The sequence below is a fragment of the Pseudomonas agarici genome, assembly GCF_001543125.1.
Taxonomy (GTDB): Bacteria; Pseudomonadota; Gammaproteobacteria; order Pseudomonadales; family Pseudomonadaceae; genus Aquipseudomonas; species Aquipseudomonas agarici.
Genome location: NZ_CP014135.1, coordinates 430729 through 453469, shown reverse-complemented (window position 1 = coordinate 453469; position 22741 = coordinate 430729). Strand labels below are relative to the sequence as shown.

The window sequence follows — 22741 nt, the reverse complement described above, 5'->3', positions numbered from 1 at the left end:
AGCTGGCTCCCACAAGGGGCGTGCTCACTCTTTACTACAGGCTTAAAGCATGGAAACGCGCGCAGATGTGCTGATTGTCGGGGCCGGGATGGTCGGCAGTGCCTTGGCCCTGGCCTTGAAAGACAGCGGGCTGGAAGTGCTGTTGCTCGACGGCGGCCCGCTGAGCGTTAAGCCGTTCGATCCACAGGCCGCGTTCGAACCACGGGTGAGCGCCTTATCGGCCGCCAGCCAGCGCATTCTCGAACGCTTGGGTGTGTGGGCGGGCATTGCCGGTCGGCGTGCCTGCCCCTACCGTGACATGCAGGTCTGGGACGGCAGCGGTACCGGACAGATCCACTTCTCGGCGGCCAGTGTGCATGCCGATGTGCTCGGACATATCGTCGAGAACCGGGTGATCCAGGACGCCTTGCTTGAGCGCCTGCACGACTGTGATATGGGCTTGCTGGCCAATGCCCGGCTGGAACAGATGCGCCGCTCCGGCGATGATTGGCTGCTGACCCTGGCCGACGGTCGCACATTGCGGTCGCCGCTGGTAATCGCCGCCGATGGGGCGAACTCGGCGGTACGTCGCTTGACCGGTTGCGCGACCCGCGAGTGGGATTACCTGCACCACGCCATCGTCACCAGCGTGCGCAGCTCGAAGCCGCACCAGATGACCGCCTGGCAGCGCTTTACCGATGACGGTCCGCTGGCCTTTTTGCCGTTGGAACGCGATGGCGGCCAGGATTGGTGTTCGATTGTCTGGTCGACCACGCCGGGCGAAGCCGAGCGTCTGATGGCCTTGGACCCAGCCACCTTCTGCGGCGAGCTGGAGCGGGCTTTCGAGGGGCGGCTCGGCACGGTGATTTCAGCCGATCCACGGCTGTGCGTGCCGCTGCGTCAGCGCCACGCCAAGCGCTATATCGCCGAAGGGCTGGCGCTGATCGGCGATGCGGCCCACACCATTCATCCACTGGCTGGGCAGGGCGTGAATCTCGGTTTCCTCGATGCCGCGGTGCTGGCTGAGGTGCTCCTGCATGCGGTCGAGCGCGGCGAGCGGTTGGCGGATGTGCGGGTGCTCAGCCGTTTCGAGCGTCGGCGCATGCCCCATAACCTCGGCCTGATGGCGGCAATGGAAGGTTTTGAGCGACTGTTCCAGGCCGACCGCTTGCCGTTGCGCTGGTTGCGTAACAGCGGCCTGAAGAGGGTCAATCAGATGCCCGAGGCTAAGGCACTGTTTGTTCGCCAGGCGCTGGGTTTGAGCGGCGACCTGCCGAAACTGGCCAAAATCTGAAAACGTTCGGCAACATCTGGTAACGCCTCCGTGCCGACTTCGGTTGAGGTGCCAAATGTGAGTCACTATCATTTCGCGTTCATTTCGAACTCGAGAGACCGCTCCCATGTCGGCACCCAAGCGTCTACTGACAGCTCTGGCCTTAACCTTCGTGGCGGGCGCCGCTCAGGCCGCCGACGAAGTGGTGGTGTACTCATCGCGTATCGACGAGCTGATCAAGCCGGTGTTCGATGCCTATACCCAGAAGACCGGGGTGAAGGTGAAGTTCATCACTGACAAGGAAGCACCGCTGATGCAGCGGATCAAGGCCGAGGGTGAGAACGCCACTGCCGACCTGTTGCTGACCGTCGATGCTGGCAACCTCTGGCAGGCCGAGCAGATGGGTATCCTACAGCCGTTCACCTCCCAGGTAATCGACAGCAATATCCCATTGCAATATCGCTCGTCGGCCCATCAGTGGACCGGCCTGAGCCTGCGGGCGCGGACTCTGGCGTATTCCACCGAGCGGGTGAAACCCGCCGACCTGACCACCTATGAGGCCTTGGCCGACAAACAGTGGGAAGGCCGCCTGTGCCTGCGCACGGCGAAGAAGGTCTATAACCAGTCGCTGACCGCCACCCTGATCGAAACCCATGGCGCGGCGAAGACCGAGCAGATCCTCAAAGGCTGGGTGAACAATCTGTCCACCGACGTGTTTTCCGATGACATCGCGGTGCTCGAGGCGATCAACGCCGGACAGTGCGATGTCGGTATCGTTAACACCTATTACTACGGTCGCCTGCACAAGCAGAAGCCGAACCTGGCGGTGAAGCTGTTTTGGCCGAATCAGGGCGACCGTGGCGTGCATGTGAACCTATCGGGGATTGGTCTGACCCAGCACGCACCTCACCCGCAGGCGGCCAAAGCGCTGGTAGAATGGATGACCACGCCTGAAGCCCAGCGCATCTTTGCCGACGTGAACCAGGAGTTCCCGGCCAACCCGGCGGTGCCGCCATCGGCGGAAGTGGCGAGCTGGGGCAAGTTCGTGCCTGATGCTTTGCCGGTGGAAATCGCCGGCAAGCGCCAGGCCGAGGCGATCCGCCTGATGGATCGCGTCGGCTGGAACTGAGCCAACGCACAAAGCCCGAGGAGGGTCCTCCCTTGTGGTGAGTGGTTGTGCCCACTCACCACAAATGATCGCTGTATCCCTTTGCTTCGAGAATCTCCTTGGCCCACCCCGTCCAACGCCGCTGGTATCCCCTGGTTTTCGCCGTCGCCACTCTGGTGTTGTTGCCGTTGAGCGTGCTGCTGCTGTCGTGGCAGTCGATTGACCTGCAGATTTGGTCCCATCTCTGGGAGACCCAGATGCCCCGCCTGCTGGGCAACACTTTGACCCTGGTGATTGGTGTCGGCATCGGCGTAACGCTGTTCGGCGTCAGTCTTGCCTGGCTCACCAGTCTCTGCGAGTTCCCCGGCCGTCGCTGGCTCGATTGGGCATTGATGCTGCCCTTTGCCATTCCGGCCTATGTCCTGGCGTTTGTCTTCGTTGGCCTGCTGGACTTTTCCGGCCCGGTGCAGAGCCTCTTGCGCGAAGTCTTCGGCGGTGGCCTGCGGCTGCCACGGGTGCGTTCCACCGGCGGGGTGATCCTGGTGCTGGTGCTGGTCTTCTATCCCTATGTCTATCTGTTGGCGCGCAGTGCGTTCCTGGCCCAGGGCAAGGGCTTGATGGAAGCCGCCCGGGCCCTCGGCCAATCGCCCTGGCAGGCATTCTGGCGCGTGGCCTTGCCCATGGCGCGTCCGGCCATCGGTGCGGGCGTGGCGTTGGCGCTGATGGAGACTCTGGCGGATTTCGGCGCAGTCGCGGTATTCAACTTCGATACCTTCACCACCGCGATCTATAAGACGTGGTACGGCTTCTTCAGTCTTTCCAGCGCGGCCCAGCTTGCCAGTCTGTTGTTGCTCGCGGTGATGCTGGTGCTCTACGGCGAGCGACGGGCCCGAGGCGCTGCTCGCGTCGGCAACGAGCGGCCTCGGGGCCAGGCGCTGTATCACCTGCATGGCCTGAAGGCCTGGGCCGCCAGCGGCTGGTGCCTGCTGGTGTTCGCTTGCGCTTTTGTCATTCCAGTGCTGCAACTGGTGGTGTGGTTCTGGCAACGTGGGCGCTTGGACCTTGATGAGCGTTACGCCGGACTGATCCTGCACACGCTGTACCTTGGGGGCATGGCCGCGCTGATTACCGTCGCCGTGGCGTTGCTGTTGGCGTTCGCGCGGCGTCTGGCACCGACTCGGAGCATCCGCGCCGGTGTCAGTCTGGCCAATCTCGGCTATGCGTTGCCCGGCTCGGTGCTGGCGGTGTCGATCATGCTCGCGTTCAGTTACCTGGACCGGGAGCTGGTGGTGGTGCTGTCGAGCTGGCTTGGCGGCGCTGGCAAGCCGCTGCTGCTGGGCAGCCTGTCGGCGTTGTTGCTGGCGTACCTGGTGCGTTTTATCGCCGTGGCCTATGGGCCGCTGGAAAACAGCTTGGCGCGGATTCGTCCGTCGTTGCCGGAAGCGGCCCGCAGCTTGGGTGTCGGTGGGCCACGGCTGTTTTTCAAGGTGTATCTACCGTTGCTGCTACCCGGCACCTTGAGCGCGGTGTTGCTGGTGTTTGTCGATGTGCTCAAGGAAATGCCCGCCACCTTGCTGATGCGCCCTTTTGGTTGGGACACGCTGGCGGTAAGAGTCTTCGAGATGACCAGCGAAGGCGAGTGGGCGCGGGCATCGTTGCCGGCGTTGACACTGGTGCTGGTCGGCCTGTTGCCGGTGATTGGCCTGATCCGTCGCTCGGCTCGGCATATCGGTTAGGTGCCAGATCGGTCCCTTGCGGCTACAATGCGCGGCATTCGGTGCGGTCCGTCTGACAGACCGGGTGCTGGAACATAGCTCAAGGCCCCATCCATAAAGGGCTCAAGCCAGTCCATTGCCTGTCCGCACCTTCGCCACGCCCGGAAGGAGAAACCCATGGGACAGCGTACGCCTTTGTATGACCTGCACCTCGCTCTTGGTGCGAAGATGGTCGATTTTGGCGGTTGGGATATGCCTCTGCATTACGGCTCGCAAGTCGAGGAACACCATCAGGTGCGCCGCGACTGTGGGGTCTTCGATGTTTCGCACATGACCGTGATCGATATCGCCGGCAGTCAGGCCAAGGCCTGGCTACAGTACCTGCTGGCCAATGATGTCGGACGTCTCGACAGTCCCGGTCGCGCCTTGTACAGCGCCATGCTCGACGAGCAGGGCGGGGTGATCGACGACATGATTGTCTACCGCACCGACGACGGTTATCGCTTGGTGGTCAACGCCGCCACCCGCGACCAGGACCTGGCGTGGATGAACACTCGGATCGGTTCGTTCGATGTGCAATTGCTGGAGCGCCCCGAACTGGCGATGCTGGCGATCCAAGGGCCGCAGGCCCGGCACAAGATCAGCGAGCTGGTGAGCCAGTCCCGTGGCCAGTTGATCCAGCAACTCAAACCCTTCGAAGGTCGCGGCGACGGCGACTGGTTTATCGCCCGCACCGGCTATACCGGTGAGGATGGCCTGGAGATCGTGCTGCCAGCGGATCAGGCGCCCGCTTTCTTCAACGATCTGGTCGGCGCCGGGATTTCCCCGATCGGGCTCGGTGCCCGCGATACCTTGCGGCTCGAAGCCGGAATGAACCTCTACGGTCAGGATATCCACCTGAATGTCTCGCCCCTGGCGGCCAACATGGCTTGGACCATTGCCTGGGAGCCAGCGTCCCGTGACTTCATCGGACGGGCCGCCCTCGAAGCGGAAAAGGCCAGTGGGCCGAAGCTCAAGCTGGTCGGCCTGGTGCTGGAAGAGCGCGGTGTTTTGCGTGCCCACCAGGTGGTTCGTATCGCTGACATTGGCGAAGGAGAGATCACCAGTGGTAGTTTCTCACCTACGCTAAGCAAGTCGATTGCGCTAGCGCGTGTTCCGTCGGAGACTGCTGATCGTGCCGAAGTGGAAATTCGCGGCAAATGGTACCCGGTTCGTGTGGTAAGGCCGACGTTCGTGCGTCATGGTAAAACCTTGATCTGATCTTATCTGGTGAGCCCGAGTGGCGGGCCGCTGACACTTTTTCTTGAGGACACTGAATATGAGCCAAATCCCTGCCGATCTGCGTTTTGCCGAAAGCCACGAATGGGCCCGCCTGGAAGCCGATGATACGGTGACCGTGGGCATCAGCGACTACGCTCAGGAGGCCTTGGGGGACGTAGTGTTCATTGAGCTGCCGGACGTCGGCAATGTATTCGCTGCCGGGGATCAGGCCGGTGTGGTGGAGTCGGTGAAGGCCGCTTCGGATATCTACTCACCGGTTTCCGGTGAAGTGATCGCGATCAACGACAAGTTGTCCGAGAAGCCAGAGGCACTCAACAGCGAACCTTACAGCGCATGGATCTTCAAGCTCAGGCCGAGCGATCAGGGTGAATTGGACAAGCTGCTGGACGCGGCGGGTTACCAGGTCACCATCGGCGAATAAGTAAGGTAACCAACGGTGGCGTGCCGACCAGCCCGCTCGCCACAGACCCGAGCCAGGCCCTCTCTCCTGCGCGGGAGAGAGGGCTCTGCCGGGGTTACGGTTGCAGTATCGCCTTGACTGCCGCCACCGAGCGCTCGACATCGGCCTGGGTGATCGTGTTGAACATCGGCAACGAGACGATCAGGCGTCCGACGCGTTCGGCGACCGGGAACATGCCCTCCTTGAAGCCGCGCTCGCGGTACAGGCTGAGCAGGTGGATCGCCGGGTAGTGGTAGCCGATACCGATGCCCCGCTGCTTCATGTCTTCCATAAAGGTCGCTCGTGCCGGCTGGCCATCGGCCCGCTCCGGCAGGACCAACTGGAACATGTGCCAATTGCTGTGGGTGAAATTCCTCACCGGTAGCTGGACGCCGGACCGCTCTTCGAAATCGCTGCCAAACAGTTCGAAATAGTACCGGGCCATCTCCCGGCGATGGGCGGTGATCGCGTCGATATGGGCGAACTGGCCCAGGCCGATGGCTGCGGCGACGTCGGTCATGTTGAATTTGCCGCCCAGTACATCCACGTCCAACCCGTCGTGGCCGGTGCGGGTCACGCCTTGCAGGCGATACTTCTCCGCCAGGCGCGCCTCCTCGGCGTTGTTCAGCACCAGGCAGCCGCCTTCGGAACAGGTGATGTTTTTGTTCGCCTGGAAGCTGAACGACACGAAGTCACCGAAAGCGCCAATCTTCTGCCCCTGCCACTGTGAACCCAGGGCCTGGGCGGCGTCTTCGACGATGCGCAGGTTGTGTTTCTTGGCGATGGCGTAGAGGCGGTCCATGTCCACCGGCAGGCCGGACAGGTACACCGGAATGATCGCTCGGGTGCGCGGGGTGATCGCGAGTTCGACCTGATCCAGGTCGATATTGCGGGTCACCGGGTCGATATCCGCGAACACCGGCGTAGCGCCGACCGCGATGATCACATTGGCGGTGGCGACCCAGGAAATCGGCGTGGTGATGACTTCGTCACCTGGGCCAATGCCCGCAATGCGCAGAGCGATTTCCATGGTGCAGGTGCCGGAGTTGAAGGTGCGCACGGGACGCCCACCGAAGTATTCCGACAACTGGGCTTCAAAGGCCGCCACCTTGGGACCGCTGGTGATCCAGCCGGAACGCAGGACGTCGGCGACCGAGGAGATGGTCGCTTCGTCGATGGTGGGTTTGGAGAAAGGCAGGAAAGGCAGTTGGCTCATGGGGGTCGTGACGTCCGAGGTGAAGGCCGGGAAATGATCCTCAAGCGATAAAGGATCGACAGCTATGCCGCGATGCTGCCGATGATACTGATTCGATGTGAAATTTCGGTTCTTTTTGCTGTCTTGACGCTGAACAGACGCTCGGTGATTGGCGCATGGCCTCAAGGGGGGCGCACCAAGAGAGATCCCTTCAGTCCCCGATCACCCATTTACCCCTCGCCAACGGGCCCAGGGTTATCCGGCAATGATCAAGGCGTTGGAACGCTGGCTTTGTGAGGTTAAAAGCCCTGACAGAGTCGAAAGTGGTATCGGCATGATAACGGCGCTGCGAAAACAAAAACGCCGACAGGCTGTCGGCGTTTCATCGTTCAGTTCGACGGGCTGTCGATCATTGGTCCGACAGTGCGTTCTTCGCCAGGATCGCGTTGGCCAGGTCCATGTCGCTGGCTTTCAGGTCTGGATGATCGGCGCGCACTTTCTGCATGGCCGCTTCCAGATAGGGGCCGCGAATATTGCCGTCGCTGGCAACAAAGCTGCCGGCATCATCCTGGGCGGCGACGATCAGCTTGTGGTCCTTGAAGGTCAGGTAGGTCGAGCCGGTGGTTGCACCGGATGAAATGACGTTGCGCCAGAAACCATCAGCCATGGCCGAACCAACGGGAAGGGACAGCAACGCGAGGGTGGCAACAGCATATTTGAGACGCATGGTGGTGATTCCACTTGGGGATATATGAACGTTGGATTGCGATTATCGAGGTAGAGTTCCATTGGCCCTATTCAACGGGTTCAACCTGCAGGATCGTGCCATTCTGCCCGATCACCCGAACCCGCGCACCGACTGCGGCGTCCGGGCCGGTCACCATCCATACGCTATCGCCAACCTTGATCTTGCCGCGTCTGTTGCTGATCGCCGCATGTACCACGAAGGTCTTGCCGATCAGATCATGCCCACGTTCGTTGAGACCCGGCTGGTCGCTGATGCTGGCGGCGCTACGCTGGCGTTTCCACCAGTACACCGCCGTCAGCACCGAAAGCAGGCCAAACAGCAGGAATTGCAGCGTCCACACCAGGCCAGGAATCACGAAGGTCAGCACGCCGACCGCCGCTGCGGCAATGCCCACCCACAGCAGGTAACCGCCGGCGCCGAACACTTCGAGTATCAACAAGATCGTGCCAAGGGCCAGCCAGTCCCAAAAGGACAGGTGTTGCAGGAAATCCCACATGGCAGTGCCTCAGGCCTTTTTGCCGTCGAAAGTGGCCTTGACGATTTCGCCGATGCCACCCACTGCGCCGATGACCTGGCTGGCTTCGAGCGGCATCAGGATCACTTTACTGTTGTTGGCCGAAGCCAGCTTGCCGAGGGCATCGATGTATTTCTGCGCGACGAAATAGTTCACCGCTTGCACATTGCCGTTGGCAATTGCCTCGGACACCACTTGAGTGGCGCGGGCCTCGGCCTCGGCTTCCCGTTCGCGCGCCTCGGATTCGAGGAAGGCGGCCTGTCGATTACCTTCGGCTTCGAGGATCTGCGCCTGCTTCTTGCCTTCGGCGGTCAGGATCGCCGAAGCCCGCAGGCCTTCGGCCTCAAGAATCTGCGCACGCTTGACCCGCTCGGCCTTCATCTGGCCGGACATCGCCGCCATCAGGTCAGCGGGCGGGCTGATGTCCTTGATTTCGATCCGGGTGATCTTGATACCCCACGGCGCGGTGGCTTCATCGACGGTGCGCAGCAGTTTCTCGTTGATGGTGTCGCGCTGGCCGAGCATGGCATCGAGTTCCATGGAGCCGAGCACGGTGCGGATGTTGGTCTGTAGCAGGTTACGGATGGCGTGTTCGAGATTGTTCACTTCGTAGGCCGCCTGGGCCGTATTGACCACCTGGAAGAAACACACCGCGTCGATCTGTACCGTCGCGTTGTCGGCGGTGATGACTTCCTGAGGCGGGATATCGAGCACGCTTTCCATCACGTTGATCTTGCGCCCGATGCGGTCCATGACCGGGACGATGATGTTCAGGCCGGGCTTGAGGGTAGTGGTGTAGCGCCCGAAGCGCTCCACCGTCCACTGATAGCCCTGAGGCACGACCTTGAAGCCCATGAAGACGACGGCGATGGCCAAGCCGACGAAAAGTAGAAGTACGCTACCGATTTGCATGACGGTTCCCTGTACAAGTGTTTGTCGAGAAGATGTGCTTCCTATAAGTGTAACGGGCTGCTGCGAGATAAGAAGTGTTTACTTTGTGATCAGGCATGTCCTGGTGGCGTCCGCCTGGAAACGGACGCACCCGGTTATTTCTGTTCGCTCTGCGGCGTCACTCGCAATACTTCCTCGATGGTAGTCAGCCCCGCCGCGACCTTCTGCGCACCGGACAGGCGCAAGCTGCGCATGCCTTCCATGAACGCCTGGCGGCGCACCGCCAGCAGGTCGGTATCGGCGTGGATCAGCGCTTTCACGCTGTCGCTGAGCAGCATGATCTCGTAGACCCCGGCCCGCCCGCGATAGCCGGTATCGCGACATTCCGGGCAGCCAATCGCCCGCTGCGCGCCGGTGGGCATCGGTGCTTGCCAAGGCTTGGTCAAGGTCTGCCAGTCTTCTTCGGACAGGCTCTGTGGGGCCTTACAGTGCGAGCAAAGGGTACGCACCAGGCGTTGGGCCATTACCCCGAGTACCGTGGCCTTGATCAGGTAATGCGGCACGCCCAGCTCCAACAGACGACTGATGGCGCTCGGCGCGTCGTTGGTGTGCAGGGTCGAGAGCACCAGGTGCCCGGTCAGCGCCGCTTGGATCGCCATCTCGGCGGTTTCCAGGTCGCGGATCTCGCCGATCATGATGATGTCCGGATCCTGGCGCATCAGGGCGCGCACGCCGCTGGCGAAAGTCAGGTCGATATTGTGCTGGACCTGCATCTGGTTGAAGGAAGGTTCGACCATCTCGATCGGGTCTTCGATGGTGCACAGATTGACCTCCGGGGTCGCCAGCTTTTTCAGTGTGGTGTACAGCGTGGTGGTCTTGCCCGAACCGGTGGGCCCGGTCACCAGGACGATACCGTTGGGTTGGCGCGTCATGTCCTGCCAGCGGCGCAAGTCTTCGGCGGCAAACCCGAGCTGGTCGAAATCCTTGAGCAGCACTTCCGGATCGAAGATGCGCATGACCATCTTTTCGCCGAACGCAGTCGGCAGGGTCGACAGACGCAATTCCACTTCGCCGCCGTCCGGGGTCTTGGTCTTCACCCGCCCGTCCTGGGGTTTGCGTTTTTCCGCGACATTCATCCGGCCCAGACTCTTGAGGCGGCTGACAATCGCCATGGTCACCTGGGGCGGGAACTGATAGACGTTGTGCAGCACACCGTCGATGCGAAAGCGCACTGTGCCCTGTTCGCGTCGCGGTTCGATATGGATATCGCTGGCCCGTTGCTGGAAAGCGTACTGGAACAGCCAGTCGACGATATTGACGATATGCGCGTCGTTGGCGTCCGGCTCCTGGTCGCTGGCGCCGAGGTTCAGCAGTTGCTCGAAATTGCCCAGGTTATGGCCTTTCTGGTCGACCGTGTTGGCACCGCTGACCGATTTCGCCAGACGGAAGAACTCCACCGTGTAGCGCTGGATATCCACCGGGTTGGCTACCACCCGTTTGATCGGCAGCTTGAGCACATGGCTCAGGTCCGCTTCCCAGCTCTTGACATGGGGCTGGGCGCTGGCGATGGTCACGCCGTCGCGATCCACCGAGACGGCGAGGATCTTGTGGCGTTGGGCAAAGGCATAGGACATCAGCGGCATGATTGCGGCGACATTGATCTTCAGTGGATCGATGCGCAGGTAGGGCTGGTCGACCTGTTGCGCCAGCCACAAGGTCAGGCTCTCGAGGTCCAGCGGCTTGCCGGGTCGGCTCAGGTCGGGAAGGCGCTGGCGGGCAATGAACTCCAACGGGTGCAGTTGGCTGTTGCGCGAATTGCGCCGGGTGGTCAGGGCACGCTCGGCTGAGTCCTGGCTGATAAAGCCCTGGGCGAGCAATTCGCGCAGCAACTCGTTGAGATCCAGCCAGCGGTCCTGGGAAAGTGGGGCGACGGGCATGCGGGCTTCCTATTCAGGCGGTCTTGCAACCATTGATTCAGACGTAACCCCTGTCTGACCCTGGATTGCAAAGAATAGTCGCGAGGCAGCCTGACGTTTGGTCCGATAACCAGGCAAAGATTGCAATTTCTTTCCGTGTGCAGCTAGTAGCCGGTTAGTTCGTTAGCTCAAGTTTGACTGCCAGAAGTCCATGGTCTGGGCGCTGTGACGAGCTTTAGCCCACTATGGCGAGAAACGGCGGGGCTGGCGGTGCCGAAATCGACTCGCAGAGCTAGCCATACAGGCCGCCCGCGACCCGCCATCTGCGGCGTCTGTCGTGGGCGCTTGCGGTCGGCTGCGATTGCGATCAGGTTGCGCACTGTTTCGCTGAGCATCACTCGCAAAGTTACAGGCGCAACAAGGTCTTCCAGGCCCGGCTCTGGAAGACCGTCAGTGCCTGTTGGACCCGCGCCTCCAGCACTTCTTCGCTGATATCCCATTGCGCCAGTTGCGCCAGCTTGTTCAGTTCGCCGAACAGGCGGTCCAGGTCCGGCAGCTCCAGCACGCCACGGGCCAGGTGCAGCCAGACCTGGATTCGCTCGATACGCGGCAGTTGCTCGGCGAGGTCTTCCGGTTGCTGCTGGTAGCGTGCCAGTTGCAACGAAGTGGCTTCCTCGGCCAGCAGGCGCGCCAGCCAGTTCTGCAACTGCGCCGCGCCCTGGCGGTCGCCACGGGTGGTGCGTCCAACCGCCCAACTGCGGGCCAGTAACCAGCGCGAGGTATTCAGGGAGAACAGGCCCCAGCGCACATCTTGCAGTTCTTCGAGGAATTGTTCCGGTGCGGCCTTGCGCACGTCTTCGTCTTCCGCGCCGGCGTTGAGCAACGGGCGCCAGTCTTCCAGCAGGGCATCCAGGGCGCTGCGCAGCTCGCTGGTCGCTTGCCGTGGCGCGGCCTGGCCGAGGCTGCCGATCAGGGCGCGCAACTCGATCAGTTGAGCGACCCAATCCTGCAACAGGCGCCAGTGGCCGTTGAAACGGTACTGTTCGGCCAGCCGCTGGCTGCTGCCGAGCAAATGCCAACCCAGTGCGGCGAAGGCGTCGTCCAGCGCCATCTCGGCGGTCAGTTGTGGGGCTGGCAGGCTCAGGGAATAGCTGTTGGCGTCAAACAGGCGATAGCCGCGCTCGGCCTTGCTGATATCGCAAGGCATCAGCGCCAGCTTCTCGGCCAACTCGGCGGCCAGTTCCAGCAAGGCGCTGGGTTCGCCTTCGCGCAACTCCAGCTCCAGCTCGCAGATTTCTTCCTTCTGCTGGCCGGCGACCACGAGGCCGAGGTCCAACGCCGCTTCGATCACTACCTTGGACTTGCCGCGACCCCAGGCGATTTCAGCGCGTTCGCGAATGAAATCAGTGGTGAAGATCGGTTTCAGGGTTTTCTTGTCCAATTCGGCGAGTGCCGTTGGCCAGCACTCGCCGTCGAGCTTCTGCACATCGAGCTTGGCCTTGGGCAGATGCCAGTCGTACTCGTGGCGCTCCGACAGGCCGGCGACGCTTTGACCACGAGTCTTGAGGGTCTGGATCACCGCCTCACCGTCACGGCGCAGGCGCAGCGCGACCTTGGCCTTGGCCAGGTCGCGCTCGGGAGTGTCGAAATATTGATTGGTCAGCTCATGACGTTCCCAGCCGCTTTTGTTGCGTTTCTTCAGCAGCGGGTGCTCGCGCAGGGCGCTGAGGGTTTCGCGGCTGACGCGGAGTTTGATTTCGGTTTCTTTCTGCATGGCCGGAGAATCCAGGATCGGGAGCGCAGCCGGGGAAAAGGGTGGCTGCCTAGGCCGTGCAGTGTACAGGACAAGCGGACGGTCCGCGTCGCGGCGGTTTATTCCAGGCGTTGGATGGCTCTATGATGGGGCTCGTCTTGGAGTCCGGGAGTCAGCGTAATGCCTTTGCCGTCGATGAAAGATCAATTCGCTGCCCTGATCGCGACTCCGTCAGTCAGTTGTACCCAGCCCAATCTGGACCAGAGCAATCGACCGGTGATCGACCTGCTGGCGGGATGGCTGGGCGACCTGGGCTTCAACTGCGATATCCAGCCGGTCAGTCCTGGCAAATTCAACCTGCTGGCCAGCTTCGGTAGCGGTCCCGGTGGCCTGGTGCTGGCCGGGCACAGTGACACCGTGCCGTTCGACGAGGCGCTCTGGCAGACCGACCCACTGAAGCTGAGCGAAGTCGACGGGCACTGGATCGGCCTGGGCAGTTGCGATATGAAGGGCTTTTTTGCCCTGGTCATTGAAGCGCTCCAACCGTTGCTCGACCAGCCGTTCAAGCAGCCGCTGCTGATTCTGGCCACTTGCGACGAAGAAAGCTCGATGTCCGGAGCCCGGGCGTTGGCCGAGGCCGGGCGACCGCTGGGGCGCGCGGCGGTGATCGGCGAGCCGACGGGGCTCAAGCCGATTCGCCTGCACAAAGGGGTGATGATGGAGCGCATCGATATCCTCGGACGCAGTGGCCATTCCTCGGATCCGAGCCTCGGGCACAGCGCCCTCGAAGCCATGCATGACGCGATTGGGGCACTCAAGGGCCTGCGCGGGCAGTGGCAGCGCGAGTACAACAATCCGCAGTTCAGCGTGCCCCAGCCGACCCTGAACTTCGGGTGCATCCATGGCGGCGATAACCCCAATCGCATCTGTGGGCAATGCTCCCTGGAGTTCGATCTGCGACCGCTGCCCGGTATGGACCCGGGAGTGCTGCGCGCGGCGATCCGCGCCAAGCTCGAACCCCTGGCGCAACTGCACCAGGTCAGGATCGACTATGCACCGCTGTTTCCCGCGGTGCCGCCCTTCGAGCAGGTGGCGGATGTCGAACTGGTGCGTATCGCCGAAAAACTCACGGGCCATCGTGCCCAAGCAGTGGCGTTCGGCACCGAAGCGCCTTATCTTCAGCGCCTTGGCTGCGAGACCCTGGTGCTCGGTCCCGGTGATATCGCTTGTGCGCATCAGCCGGGGGAATACCTTGAAATGTCACGTTTGCAGCCTACCGTAGCGTTACTGCGTGAACTGATTGAACATTATTGCTTGAGCCCGGCCTCGACCTTGCGTTAAATGCCAGGCCAAACCATCGGTTACTGATAAGGAGAGTTCGCGTGTCGCCAAGCCTGTTCCGACGATAACCAACAGCCCGTCGTGCGTTTTCATGTTGCGCCCACTTTTCATTGGCTGTTTTTTATACAGGTTCAGGTCATGCCCGAATACGTTAACTGGCTCCGCCATGCATCTCCCTATATCAATGCCCACCGCGATTGCACCTTTGTCGTCATGCTGCCCGGCGACGGTGTCGAGCATCCCAACTTCGGCAATATCGTCCATGACCTGGTGCTGCTGCACAGCCTGGGTGTGCGTCTGGTATTGGTCCACGGTTCGCGTCCGCAGATCGAAAGCCGCCTGGCCGCCCGTGGCCTGACCCCGCATTACCATCACGGCATGCGCATTACCGATGCTGCCACCCTGGAATGTGTGATCGACGCGGTCGGCTATCTGCGGATCGCCATTGAAGCGCGGCTGTCCATGGACATGGCGGCCTCGCCGATGCAGGGCTCGCGATTGCGGGTCGCCGGTGGCAACCTGGTGACGGCCCGGCCGATTGGCGTACTGGAAGGTGTCGACTATCACCACACCGGCGAAGTGCGCCGAATCGACCGCCGAGGCATCAACCGTCTGCTGGACGAGCGCTCCATCGTGTTGCTGTCGCCGCTGGGCTATTCGCCGACCGGGGAAATCTTCAATCTTGCCTGCGAAGACGTCGCGACCCGTGCCGCCATCGACCTTGGGGCGGAAAAACTCCTGCTGTTCGGCGCCGATCACGGCCTGATCGATGAACATGGCCGGTTGGTCCGCGAGTTGCGCCCACAACAGGTGCCGGCGCACTTGCAGCGTTTGGGCAGCGATTACCAGGCCGAGTTGCTCGATGCGGCAGCCGAGGCCTGCCGTGGAGGCGTGGCCCGCAGCCATATCGTCAGTTATGCCGAAGACGGCGCGCTGCTGACCGAACTGTTCACCCGCGACGGTGGCGGTACATTGGTGGCCCAGGAGCAATTCGAACGGGTGCGCGAGGCGGCGATCGAAGACGTCGGAGGCCTGCTCGACCTGATCAGCCCGCTGGAAGAGCAGGGTATTCTGGTGCGGCGTTCGCGCGAAGTGCTGGAGCGCGAGATCGAGCAGTTCAGCGTGGTCGAGCGTGAAGGGATGATCATCGCCTGTGCCGCGCTGTACCAGATTGCCGATTCGGATGCCGGTGAGCTGGCGTGCCTGGCAGTGAACCCGGAGTACCGGCATGGCGGACGCGGGGACGAATTGTTGGCACGTATCGAGACCCGGGCACGGGTTCAGGGGCTGAAGACCTTGTTTGTCCTGACGACCCGTACTGCCCACTGGTTCCGTGAGCGCGGGTTTGTACCGAGCAGCGTCGAGCGGCTGCCGAGCGCGCGGGCGTCGCTGTACAACTATCAGCGTAATTCGAAGATCTTCGAAAAAGCCCTCTAACGGCGCACACTTGTGGCGAGCGGGCAGGCCCGCTCGCCACAGATCAATGACTGATCGACAGAATGCTCGCCTGGTATGCCCCCACGAACACGTCGAAATCGCCCACTTCGTTCTGCTCGAGCGCCAGTTGCCGGACCAGCGACTGGCGCGCGCTGTCTTCGAAGGCGGCCTGTTCTTCCTTGGACAGCGGCTGGCTGCGGAAATACTCGGCATGGGTCAGGCTCTGGCGCATGGAGAACTGGGCAAAGCTTTCCTTGTGCTGGGTCATGCTCGCCAGCACCTGGGCCGACGGCGTCAGAGACGAGTCCCTGACCTTGGCCAGTTGCTCGTCCAAGGCCTTGCTGTAACCTTCGCCACCACGGCTCTGGTCCAGTAACGCCGACAGCGGGGCAATCTGTTCAAGCAATTCGGTGGCCCATTCCTTCATGTCCACCGCCTGGCCATGGCGCAGCAATTGCAAGCCTGGACGTCGACCTTCCTTCACTACGGTGAGGAAGTTCGAGGCAGCATTATGACATTCGTCGTTTTCGAGCAGTGGGCTGTCGTTCAGTGCGCAATACAGCAGGAATGCATCGAGGAAGCGCGCTTCGGCCACGTCGATGCCGGTGGGCAGGAACGGATTGATGTCCAGGCAGCGTGCCTCGACATACTGCACGCCACGGGCCATTAGCGCCTGGATTGGCCGCTCGCCGGTGTAGGTCACGCGTTTGGGGCGGATGTTGGAGTAGTACTCGTTTTCGATCTGCAGGATATTGGTGTTGAGCTGGACCCACTCACCGTCCTTGTGTGTGCCGATCTCGACATACGGCACATAGGGTGTCGCCACCGCCTTGCGCAAGCTGTCGATGTAGCTGTTCAGATCGTTGTAGCAGGGCGTCAGGCCGGCTTGGGCGTTGCTCTGGTAACCCAGGTCGCTCATGCGCAGGCTGGTGGCGTAGGGCAGGTACAGCGTGTCGGCGTCGAACTGTTCCAACGAATGTGCGCGGCCCCGCAAGAAACCCGCGTCCAGGGCTGGCGAAGCACCGAACAGGTACATCAGCAGCCAGCTGTAGCGGCGAAAGTTGCGGATCAGCGCGATATAGGCCTGTGACTGATAGTCGCGGTCCGTGCCGACGAAACCTTCAGCTTGCTTGAGCACCGGCCAAAGTTTTTCCGGCAGCGAAAAGTTGTAATGGATCCCGGCAATGCACTGCATGGTCTTGCCGTAGCGCAGCGCCAGGCCCTGACGGTACACATACTTGAGCTTGCCGATATTCGAGGTGCCGTAGTAGGCGATCGGAATATCTTCCTCGGCCGGCAGCGGGCAGGGCATCGACGGGCTCCACAGGTACTCGTTGCCGAGTTTGCTGTAGGCAAAACGATGGATCTTGTCCAGGCTGTCCAGGCTGTCGGCCGGGTCGGACAGGGCCGGAGTGATGAACTCCAGCAGCGACTCGGAGTAGTCCGTGGTGATTTGCTCGTTGGTCAGTGCAGCACCCAGCTCTTCCGGATGCGGTGTCTGCGCCAGGCGGGCAACGCCGGTGACGCGCAGGCATTCGCGCTCGATGCCGTGCAGGCACTGTTCGAGCAGGGAGAGGTGGGCGCGTTCGCCGAGCAGAGCCAGGCGGCGGTTGAGAAGTTCGCTCAAGTTGGATTCCTTCACGCGTCAGTCGCCTCAATATGGGGGTGGGCCAGACGGTCTACAAGGGTGAAGTTGAGAACAGGCGTTGTTGGCAGATAACTGTCAGAAAACGCCGATACTTGGTCCCTCAGTCGAGCACAATGTCGACGGAAAATTCCGGCACCGCATTCGCAGTGTCGAAATTAACCCAAATAGAGACGGGACAGCTAGAGAACAGCGAACGTACCTTGTGCCTTGGCGACGAGTTTGTCGCCTTGGCGTACCTCTGCCTCGACCACCAAGGTGCGGCGACCGGGATGGATGACCGTAGCGATGCACAGCACATCGCCGTCTGCCACTGCCCGCATGTAGTTGATCTTGCATTCGATGGTCACGCTACGCTGGTCGAAGCCATGGGTCGCCGAACAGGCCAGACCCATGGTGATGTCCACCAGGCTGAACAGTGCGCCGCCATGCAGGACATTGCCGCGATTGCGCAGTTGTGGTGTCAGCGACAGGGCCACTTGCGCAACGCCAGTGTCGAGGCGTTGCAGGCGGCAACCGATCAGTTCGCTAAAGGCACTTTGGGTGAGGCCCTCGGGGATTTCCATCAGCGCTTCTTCAACTGTTTGGCATTGGCGAATAGCGAGGCCATGGCATTGTTGCTCGGTGCCGGGGCTGCGGTTTCCTTGCGCGGCGCGTGGCTTTGCGACTGGCGCGGGGCCGAGCCCGGACGCGAGCCACGGGCGCCGTCGATCTTCTCGCCTGGGGTGTCGCTCATGCGCATCGACAGGCCGACGCGTTTGCGCGGGATATCGACCTCCATGACTTTCACCTTGACCACGTCACCGGCCTTCACTGCCTCGCGCGGGTCCTTGATGAACTTCTCGGACAACGCCGAAATGTGCACCAGACCGTCCTGGTGGACGCCGATATCGACGAAGGCCCCGAAATTGGTCACGTTGGTCACCACGCCTTCGAGGATCATCCCCAGTTCGAGGTCCTTGAGATCCTCGACACCGTCCTGGAACTCGGCGGTCTTGAATTCGGGGCGTGGATCGCGACCCGGCTTCTCCAGTTCCTGGAGAATATCGGTGACGGTGGGCAGGCCGAAAGTCTCGTCGGTGAACTTCTTGGGGTCCAGGCGCTTGAGGAAGCTGGCGTCGCCGATCAACGAGCGGATATCACGGTCGGTCTCGGCGGCGATGCGCTGGACCAGCGGATAGGCTTCGGGGTGCACCGCGGACGAGTCCAGCGGATTGTCGCCGTTCATCACGCGCAGAAAGCCTGCGGCCTGCTCGAAGGTTTTCTCGCCCAGGCGCGCCACTTTCTTCAGCGCGATACGGGTCTTGAAGGCACCGTTCTCGTCGCGATGGTTGACGATGTTCTGCGCCAGGGTCGCGTTCAGACCGGAGATTCGCGCCAGCAACGCCACGGAGGCAGTATTCACGTCGACGCCGACGGCGTTTACACAGTCTTCCACCACTGCATCCAGGCCACGCGCCAGCTTCAGTTGCGACACATCGTGTTGATACTGACCGACACCGATGGATTTCGGATCGATCTTCACCAGTTCGGCCAGTGGGTCTTGCAGGCGGCGGGCGATGGAGACCGCACCACGGATCGAGACATCGAGGTCGGGGAATTCCTTGGCGGCCAGTTCGGACGCCGAGTACACCGAAGCGCCCGCCTCGGAAACCATGACCTTGGTCATCTTCATGGCTGGGTATTTCTTGATCAGTTCGGCGGCCAGTTTGTCGGTTTCGCGGCTGGCGGTGCCGTTGCCGATGGCGATCAGGTCCACCGAGTGTTTGGCGCACAGCGCGGCGAGGACGGCCAGGGTCTGGTCCCACTTGTTGTGCGGTACGTGCGGGTAGACCGTGGCGTGGTCCAGCAACTTGCCGGTGGTATCCACCACGGCGACTTTGCAGCCGGTACGCAGGCCTGGGTCGAGGCCGAGGGTCGCGCGCGGGCCGGCCGGGGCGGCCAGCAGCAAATCATGCAGGTTGTGGGCGAAGACGTTGATCGCCTCGGTTTCCGCGCTGTCGCGCAACTCGCCCAGCAGGTCGGTTTCCAGATGGGTGTAGAGCTTGACCTTCCAGGTCCAGCGCACCACTTCGCCAAGCCATTTATCGGCGGCACGGTTCTGGTTCTGAATGCCGAACTGTTGGCCGATCATGCCTTCGCACGGGTGCAGGGTGCCGGGCAGCTCGTCGCCGACTTTCAGCGACGAGCTGAGTATGCCTTCGTTGCGGCCACGAAAGATCGCCAGAGCGCGGTGCGACGGCATGCTTTTCAACGGTTCGTCGTGTTCGAAGTAGTCGCGAAACTTGGCGCCTTCTTCTTCCTTGCCGGCGATCACACGGGCACTGAGGGTGGCCTCCTGCTTGAGATAGTTGCGCAGCTTGTCCAGCAGGTTGGCGTCTTCGGCGAAGCGCTCCATCAGGATGTACTTGGCGCCTTCGAGGGCTGCCTTGGTGTCGGCGACGCCTTTTTCCGCATTGACGAAGCGCGTGGCTTCGTTTTCCGGGGTCAGCGACGGATCGTTGAACAGGCTGTCCGCCAGCTCGCCGAGGCCGGCTTCCAGGGCGATCTGGCCCTTGGTGCGACGCTTCTGTTTATAGGGTAGGTACAAGTCTTCGAGGCGGGTTTTGGTGTCGGCGAGCTTGATGTCGCGGGCGAGCGTAGGGGTCAGCTTGCCTTGTTCCTCGATGCTGGCAAGGATGCTGATGCGCCGTTCATCGAGTTCTCGCAGGTAGCGCAGGCGTTCTTCCAGGTGCCGCAACTGGGTGTCATCCAAGCTGCCGGTCACTTCTTTTCGGTAGCGGGCGATGAAGGGGACGGTAGAACCTTCATCCAGTAGAGCGACGGCCGCTTCGACCTGTTGTGGGCGTACACCGAGTTCTTCGGCGATGCGGCTGTTGATGCTGTCCATAAAACCACCTGACAAAGTATGAAATCAGGCACGCCGGGCCTCAGGGCTTGTCGGGCGAGCCTGGTTTGGGATCAAAAGGCGCACCTTGTGACCCGTAAAATCAGCACATTGTTGTGAGCCTGTGAAAAAAAGATGGCATCCAACAGCAATGATCAGACGTTGCCTGACGCAGAAGGCGGGGCATTATAACCAGCGTTCCGAGCTTGAGGGGGATTGTGCGTGTATAGACATAAAACAACGTTTGCTGGTAGTCGAGGAAAAATCTGCTAACAATGCACCAGATACGCATAGCGGTCGCTGGCCCCATAATGCGCGCCGAGATCAAAGGAGCAACCCATGAGCAGCACTGCACAAACTGCTGAAGGCGAAAAAATTCTCATCGTGGATGACGATCCGGGGCTGAGTAGCCTGCTGGAGCGTTTTTTCACCAGCAAGGGCTATCGTGCCCGCGCGGTGGCCAACACCGAGCAAATGGACCGTCTGCTGGCGCGTGAAGTGTTCAATCTGGTGGTCCTCGACCTGATGTTACCTGGCGAAGACGGCTTGACGGCTTGCCGTCGCCTGCGCGCAGCGAACAACCAGGTGCCGATCATCATGCTGACCGCCAAGGGCGACGAACTGAGCCGGATCAAGGGCCTGGAACTGGGTGCCGACGATTACCTGGCCAAGCCGTTCAACCCCGACGAACTGATGGCGCGGGTCAAGGCCGTGTTGCGGCGTCAGGCGGCGCCGGTTCCGGGCGCTCCGGGCAGCGAGGACGAGAGTGTCACCTTCGGCGACTATGAACTGTCCCTTGCCACCCGCGAACTCAAACGGGGCGAGGAGGTGCACATGCTCACCACCGGCGAATTCGCCGTGCTCAAGGCCCTGGTGATGCATGCCCGCGAGCCGCTGACCCGCGACAAGCTGATGAACCTGGCCCGAGGACGGGAATGGGATGCACTGGAACGCTCCATCGACGTGCAGATTTCCCGTCTGCGCCGTATGATCGAACCGGATCCATCGAAGCCGCGCTATATCCAGACCGTCTGGGGCGTGGGTTACGTGTTCGTGCCGGATGGCGCTGCAACCAAGTGACCGGTAATTTGTAGGAGCGAGTTGCTTGGGCAAGTCGCGATCCGCAATTGTGCGAGCCTGGCTGCTCGCTCCTGCAAAGTATGTAGCGGCTGTCTATGAAAACCCCTCTCTGGTTTCCCCAAAGCTTCTTCTCGCGCACCCTTTGGCTGGTGCTCATCGTGGTGTTGTTCTCCAAGGCGCTGACCCTGGTCTACCTGCTGATGAACGAGGACGTTCTGGTGGATCGCCAGTACAGCCACGGCGTGGCCCTGACTCTGCGAGCCTACTGGGCTGCGGATGAGGGCGACCGTGACAAGATCGCCGACGCGGCCGGCCTGATCCGCGTGGTCAGTGGTGGCGTGCCGGAAGGCGAGCAGCACTGGCCGTACAGTGAAATCTACCAGCGCCAGATGCAGGCCGAACTGGGTGTCGATACCGAGGTGCGCTTGCGCATGCATGCGCCGCCCGCCTTGTGGGTGCGGGCGCCGAGCCTGGGCGCTGGCTGGTTGAAGGTGCCGCTGTACCCGCATCCGCTGCGCGGGCAGAAGATCTGGAGTGTGCTGGGCTGGTTCCTGGCTATCGGCCTGCTGTCCACGGCGTCGGCCTGGATCTTCGTCAGCCAGCTCAACCAACCACTCAAACGCCTGGTCTTTGCTGCTCGGCAACTGGGCCAGGGGCGCAGCGTGCGCTTGCCCATCAGTGACACACCGAGCGAAATGACCGAGGTATACAGTGCCTTCAATCAAATGGCCGAGGACGTCGAGCAGGCGGGGCGTGAACGGGAACTGATGCTGGCCGGGGTTTCCCACGACCTGCGCACGCCGTTGACACGCTTGCGTTTGTCCCTGGAGTTGATGGGCGGCCACAGCGACCTCAGCGAAGACATGGTGCGCGATATCGAGGACATGGATGCCATCCTCGATCAGTTCCTCGCGTTCATCCGCGACGGGCGCGACGAGTCGGTGGAAGCAGTGGATCTCAGCGATCTCGTGCGCGAGGTGGTGACGCCCTATAATCAGAATGAGGAACGGGTGCGCATGCGCCTGCAGCCGATCCAGCCCTTCCCCCTGCGGCGGGTATCGATGAAGCGACTGTTGAACAACCTGATCGGCAACGCCCTCAACCATGCTCGAGAAGGCGTGGAAGTGGCAGCTTATGTGTCAGGAGACATCAGTGCGCCCTACGTGGTGTTGAGTGTCATGGACCGCGGCGCGGGTATCGACCCGGCCGAGTTGGAAGGGATCTTCAATCCGTTCACCCGAGGCGACAAGGCCCGTGGCGGTAAGGGCACTGGCCTGGGTCTGGCGATCGTCAAGCGGATCGCGTCGATGCATGGCGGCAATGTCGAGCTGCGCAACCGTTCCGGTGGAGGCCTGGAGGCGCGGGTTCGCCTGCCGTTGGGATTGATGCTGCCGCGCGATGCGGTCTAGCGGCCTGTAGGGTGAGTTCGTCAGCTCAAGTACGGATGCCAGAAGTTCATGGCCAAGGCGCTGTGACGAGTCATAGCGGACTATGGCGAGGAACAGCAACGCCGGCCAGGGGCTTGTGGCGCCGAAATTG

General features: G+C 61.7%; 18 protein-coding genes. 9 read left to right on the top strand and 9 right to left on the bottom strand.

All coding sequences use genetic code 11. From position 1 onward, the window contains the following. Positions 1-49: 49 nt before the first annotated feature. From AWM79_RS02105 to gcvH, 5 genes are all read left to right on the top strand, one after another. Positions 50-1273, top strand: coding sequence for a 2-octaprenyl-3-methyl-6-methoxy-1,4-benzoquinol hydroxylase (locus AWM79_RS02105; RefSeq protein ID WP_060782036.1), 1224 nt, complete (start codon positions 50-52; stop codon positions 1271-1273). A gap of 106 nt (positions 1274-1379) precedes the next feature. Then, the gene (locus AWM79_RS02100; RefSeq protein WP_060782035.1) at positions 1380-2381 is read left to right on the top strand and encodes an extracellular solute-binding protein; all 1002 of its coding nucleotides are present in this window, start codon (positions 1380-1382) and stop codon (positions 2379-2381) included. A gap of 98 nt (positions 2382-2479) precedes the next feature. Continuing rightward, a complete protein-coding gene (locus AWM79_RS02095) occupies positions 2480-4096 on the top strand; it encodes an ABC transporter permease (protein WP_017130562.1) in 1617 nt (538 codons plus the stop codon). Between the two features lie 156 nt (positions 4097-4252). Further along, complete coding sequence (gene gcvT, locus AWM79_RS02090; protein WP_017130561.1) at positions 4253-5335, top strand: glycine cleavage system aminomethyltransferase GcvT; 1083 nt, start codon at positions 4253-4255, stop codon at positions 5333-5335. A 58-nt stretch (positions 5336-5393) separates the two neighbouring features. After that, on the top strand, positions 5394-5777 hold the full coding sequence (gene gcvH, locus AWM79_RS02085; protein WP_017130560.1) for a glycine cleavage system protein GcvH: 384 nt from the start codon (positions 5394-5396) through the stop codon (positions 5775-5777). Between the two features lie 94 nt (positions 5778-5871). On the opposite strand, the gene AWM79_RS02080 is transcribed toward gcvH, so the two are convergent. From AWM79_RS02080 to AWM79_RS02055, 6 genes are all read right to left on the bottom strand, one after another. Further along, positions 5872-7011 carry a DegT/DnrJ/EryC1/StrS family aminotransferase gene (locus AWM79_RS02080; protein WP_060782034.1) on the bottom strand — a complete coding sequence of 380 codons (1140 nt, stop codon included), beginning with the start codon at positions 7009-7011 and terminating at the stop codon, positions 5872-5874. 388 nt (positions 7012-7399) lie between these two features. Beyond that, a complete protein-coding gene (locus tag AWM79_RS02075) occupies positions 7400-7717 on the bottom strand; it encodes a DUF2388 domain-containing protein (protein WP_060782033.1) in 318 nt (105 codons plus the stop codon). Positions 7718-7784: 67 nt separating this feature from the next. Then, positions 7785-8234, bottom strand: coding sequence for an NfeD family protein (locus AWM79_RS02070; RefSeq protein WP_060782032.1), 450 nt, complete (start codon positions 8232-8234; stop codon positions 7785-7787). A 9-nt stretch (positions 8235-8243) separates the two neighbouring features. Continuing rightward, entirely contained in the window at positions 8244-9164 is a 921-nt protein-coding gene (locus AWM79_RS02065) for an SPFH domain-containing protein (protein WP_017130556.1), read from the bottom strand. Between the two features lie 134 nt (positions 9165-9298). Next, positions 9299-11080, bottom strand: coding sequence for a type IV pilus assembly ATPase TfpB (tfpB, locus tag AWM79_RS02060; protein WP_017130555.1), 1782 nt, complete (start codon positions 11078-11080; stop codon positions 9299-9301). 385 nt (positions 11081-11465) lie between these two features. Beyond that, positions 11466-12833 (bottom strand): CYTH domain-containing protein, encoded by a 1368-nt coding sequence (locus tag AWM79_RS02055; RefSeq protein WP_060782031.1) that lies wholly within the window; start codon positions 12831-12833, stop codon positions 11466-11468. A gap of 159 nt (positions 12834-12992) precedes the next feature. On the opposite strand from AWM79_RS02055, the gene argE reads away from it, so the two are divergent. Then, on the top strand, positions 12993-14153 hold the full coding sequence (gene argE / locus AWM79_RS02050) for an acetylornithine deacetylase (protein ID WP_017130553.1): 1161 nt from the start codon (positions 12993-12995) through the stop codon (positions 14151-14153). A gap of 138 nt (positions 14154-14291) precedes the next feature. Then, the gene (argA, locus tag AWM79_RS02045; protein WP_017130552.1) at positions 14292-15590 is read left to right on the top strand and encodes an amino-acid N-acetyltransferase; all 1299 of its coding nucleotides are present in this window, start codon (positions 14292-14294) and stop codon (positions 15588-15590) included. 43 nt (positions 15591-15633) lie between these two features. On the opposite strand, the gene gshA is transcribed toward argA, so the two are convergent. From gshA to AWM79_RS02030, 3 genes are all read right to left on the bottom strand, one after another. Beyond that, positions 15634-17217 (bottom strand): glutamate--cysteine ligase, encoded by a 1584-nt coding sequence (gene gshA / locus AWM79_RS02040; protein WP_017130551.1) that lies wholly within the window; start codon positions 17215-17217, stop codon positions 15634-15636. A gap of 200 nt (positions 17218-17417) precedes the next feature. Further along, complete coding sequence (locus AWM79_RS02035; protein ID WP_060782030.1) at positions 17418-17801, bottom strand: PaaI family thioesterase; 384 nt, start codon at positions 17799-17801, stop codon at positions 17418-17420. Then, a complete protein-coding gene (locus AWM79_RS02030) occupies positions 17801-20125 on the bottom strand; it encodes a Tex family protein (protein WP_060782029.1) in 2325 nt (774 codons plus the stop codon). The genes AWM79_RS02035 and AWM79_RS02030 overlap by 1 nt, the downstream gene beginning before the upstream one ends. A gap of 336 nt (positions 20126-20461) precedes the next feature. Here AWM79_RS02030 and ompR point away from each other — a divergent pair, with 336 nt between their 5' ends. Next, positions 20462-21202, top strand: a complete 741-nt coding sequence (ompR, locus tag AWM79_RS02025; RefSeq protein ID WP_017130548.1) for an osmolarity response regulator transcription factor OmpR — start codon at positions 20462-20464, stop codon at positions 21200-21202. Positions 21203-21297: 95 nt separating this feature from the next. Beyond that, a complete protein-coding gene (locus AWM79_RS02020; protein ID WP_017130547.1) occupies positions 21298-22611 on the top strand; it encodes an ATP-binding protein in 1314 nt (437 codons plus the stop codon). Positions 22612-22741 lie beyond the last annotated feature (130 nt).

Coding starts and splice junctions, on each gene's coding strand:
- AWM79_RS02065 (WP_017130556.1), bottom strand. CDS start 9,164: ATGCAAATCGGTAGCGTACTTCTACTTTTCGTCGGCTTGGCCATCGCC.
- AWM79_RS02020 (WP_017130547.1), top strand. CDS start 21,298: ATGAAAACCCCTCTCTGGTTTCCCCAAAGCTTCTTCTCGCGCACCCTT.
- tfpB (WP_017130555.1), bottom strand. CDS start 11,080: ATGCCCGTCGCCCCACTTTCCCAGGACCGCTGGCTGGATCTCAACGAG.
- AWM79_RS02055 (WP_060782031.1), bottom strand. CDS start 12,833: ATGCAGAAAGAAACCGAAATCAAACTCCGCGTCAGCCGCGAAACCCTC.
- AWM79_RS02080 (WP_060782034.1), bottom strand. CDS start 7,011: ATGAGCCAACTGCCTTTCCTGCCTTTCTCCAAACCCACCATCGACGAA.
- AWM79_RS02070 (WP_060782032.1), bottom strand. CDS start 8,234: ATGTGGGATTTCCTGCAACACCTGTCCTTTTGGGACTGGCTGGCCCTT.
- AWM79_RS02100 (WP_060782035.1), top strand. CDS start 1,380: ATGTCGGCACCCAAGCGTCTACTGACAGCTCTGGCCTTAACCTTCGTG.
- gcvT (WP_017130561.1), top strand. CDS start 4,253: ATGGGACAGCGTACGCCTTTGTATGACCTGCACCTCGCTCTTGGTGCG.
- argE (WP_017130553.1), top strand. CDS start 12,993: ATGCCTTTGCCGTCGATGAAAGATCAATTCGCTGCCCTGATCGCGACT.
- gcvH (WP_017130560.1), top strand. CDS start 5,394: ATGAGCCAAATCCCTGCCGATCTGCGTTTTGCCGAAAGCCACGAATGG.
- AWM79_RS02105 (WP_060782036.1), top strand. CDS start 50: ATGGAAACGCGCGCAGATGTGCTGATTGTCGGGGCCGGGATGGTCGGC.
- AWM79_RS02035 (WP_060782030.1), bottom strand. CDS start 17,801: ATGGAAATCCCCGAGGGCCTCACCCAAAGTGCCTTTAGCGAACTGATC.
- argA (WP_017130552.1), top strand. CDS start 14,292: ATGCCCGAATACGTTAACTGGCTCCGCCATGCATCTCCCTATATCAAT.
- AWM79_RS02075 (WP_060782033.1), bottom strand. CDS start 7,717: ATGCGTCTCAAATATGCTGTTGCCACCCTCGCGTTGCTGTCCCTTCCC.
- AWM79_RS02030 (WP_060782029.1), bottom strand. CDS start 20,125: ATGGACAGCATCAACAGCCGCATCGCCGAAGAACTCGGTGTACGCCCA.
- ompR (WP_017130548.1), top strand. CDS start 20,462: ATGAGCAGCACTGCACAAACTGCTGAAGGCGAAAAAATTCTCATCGTG.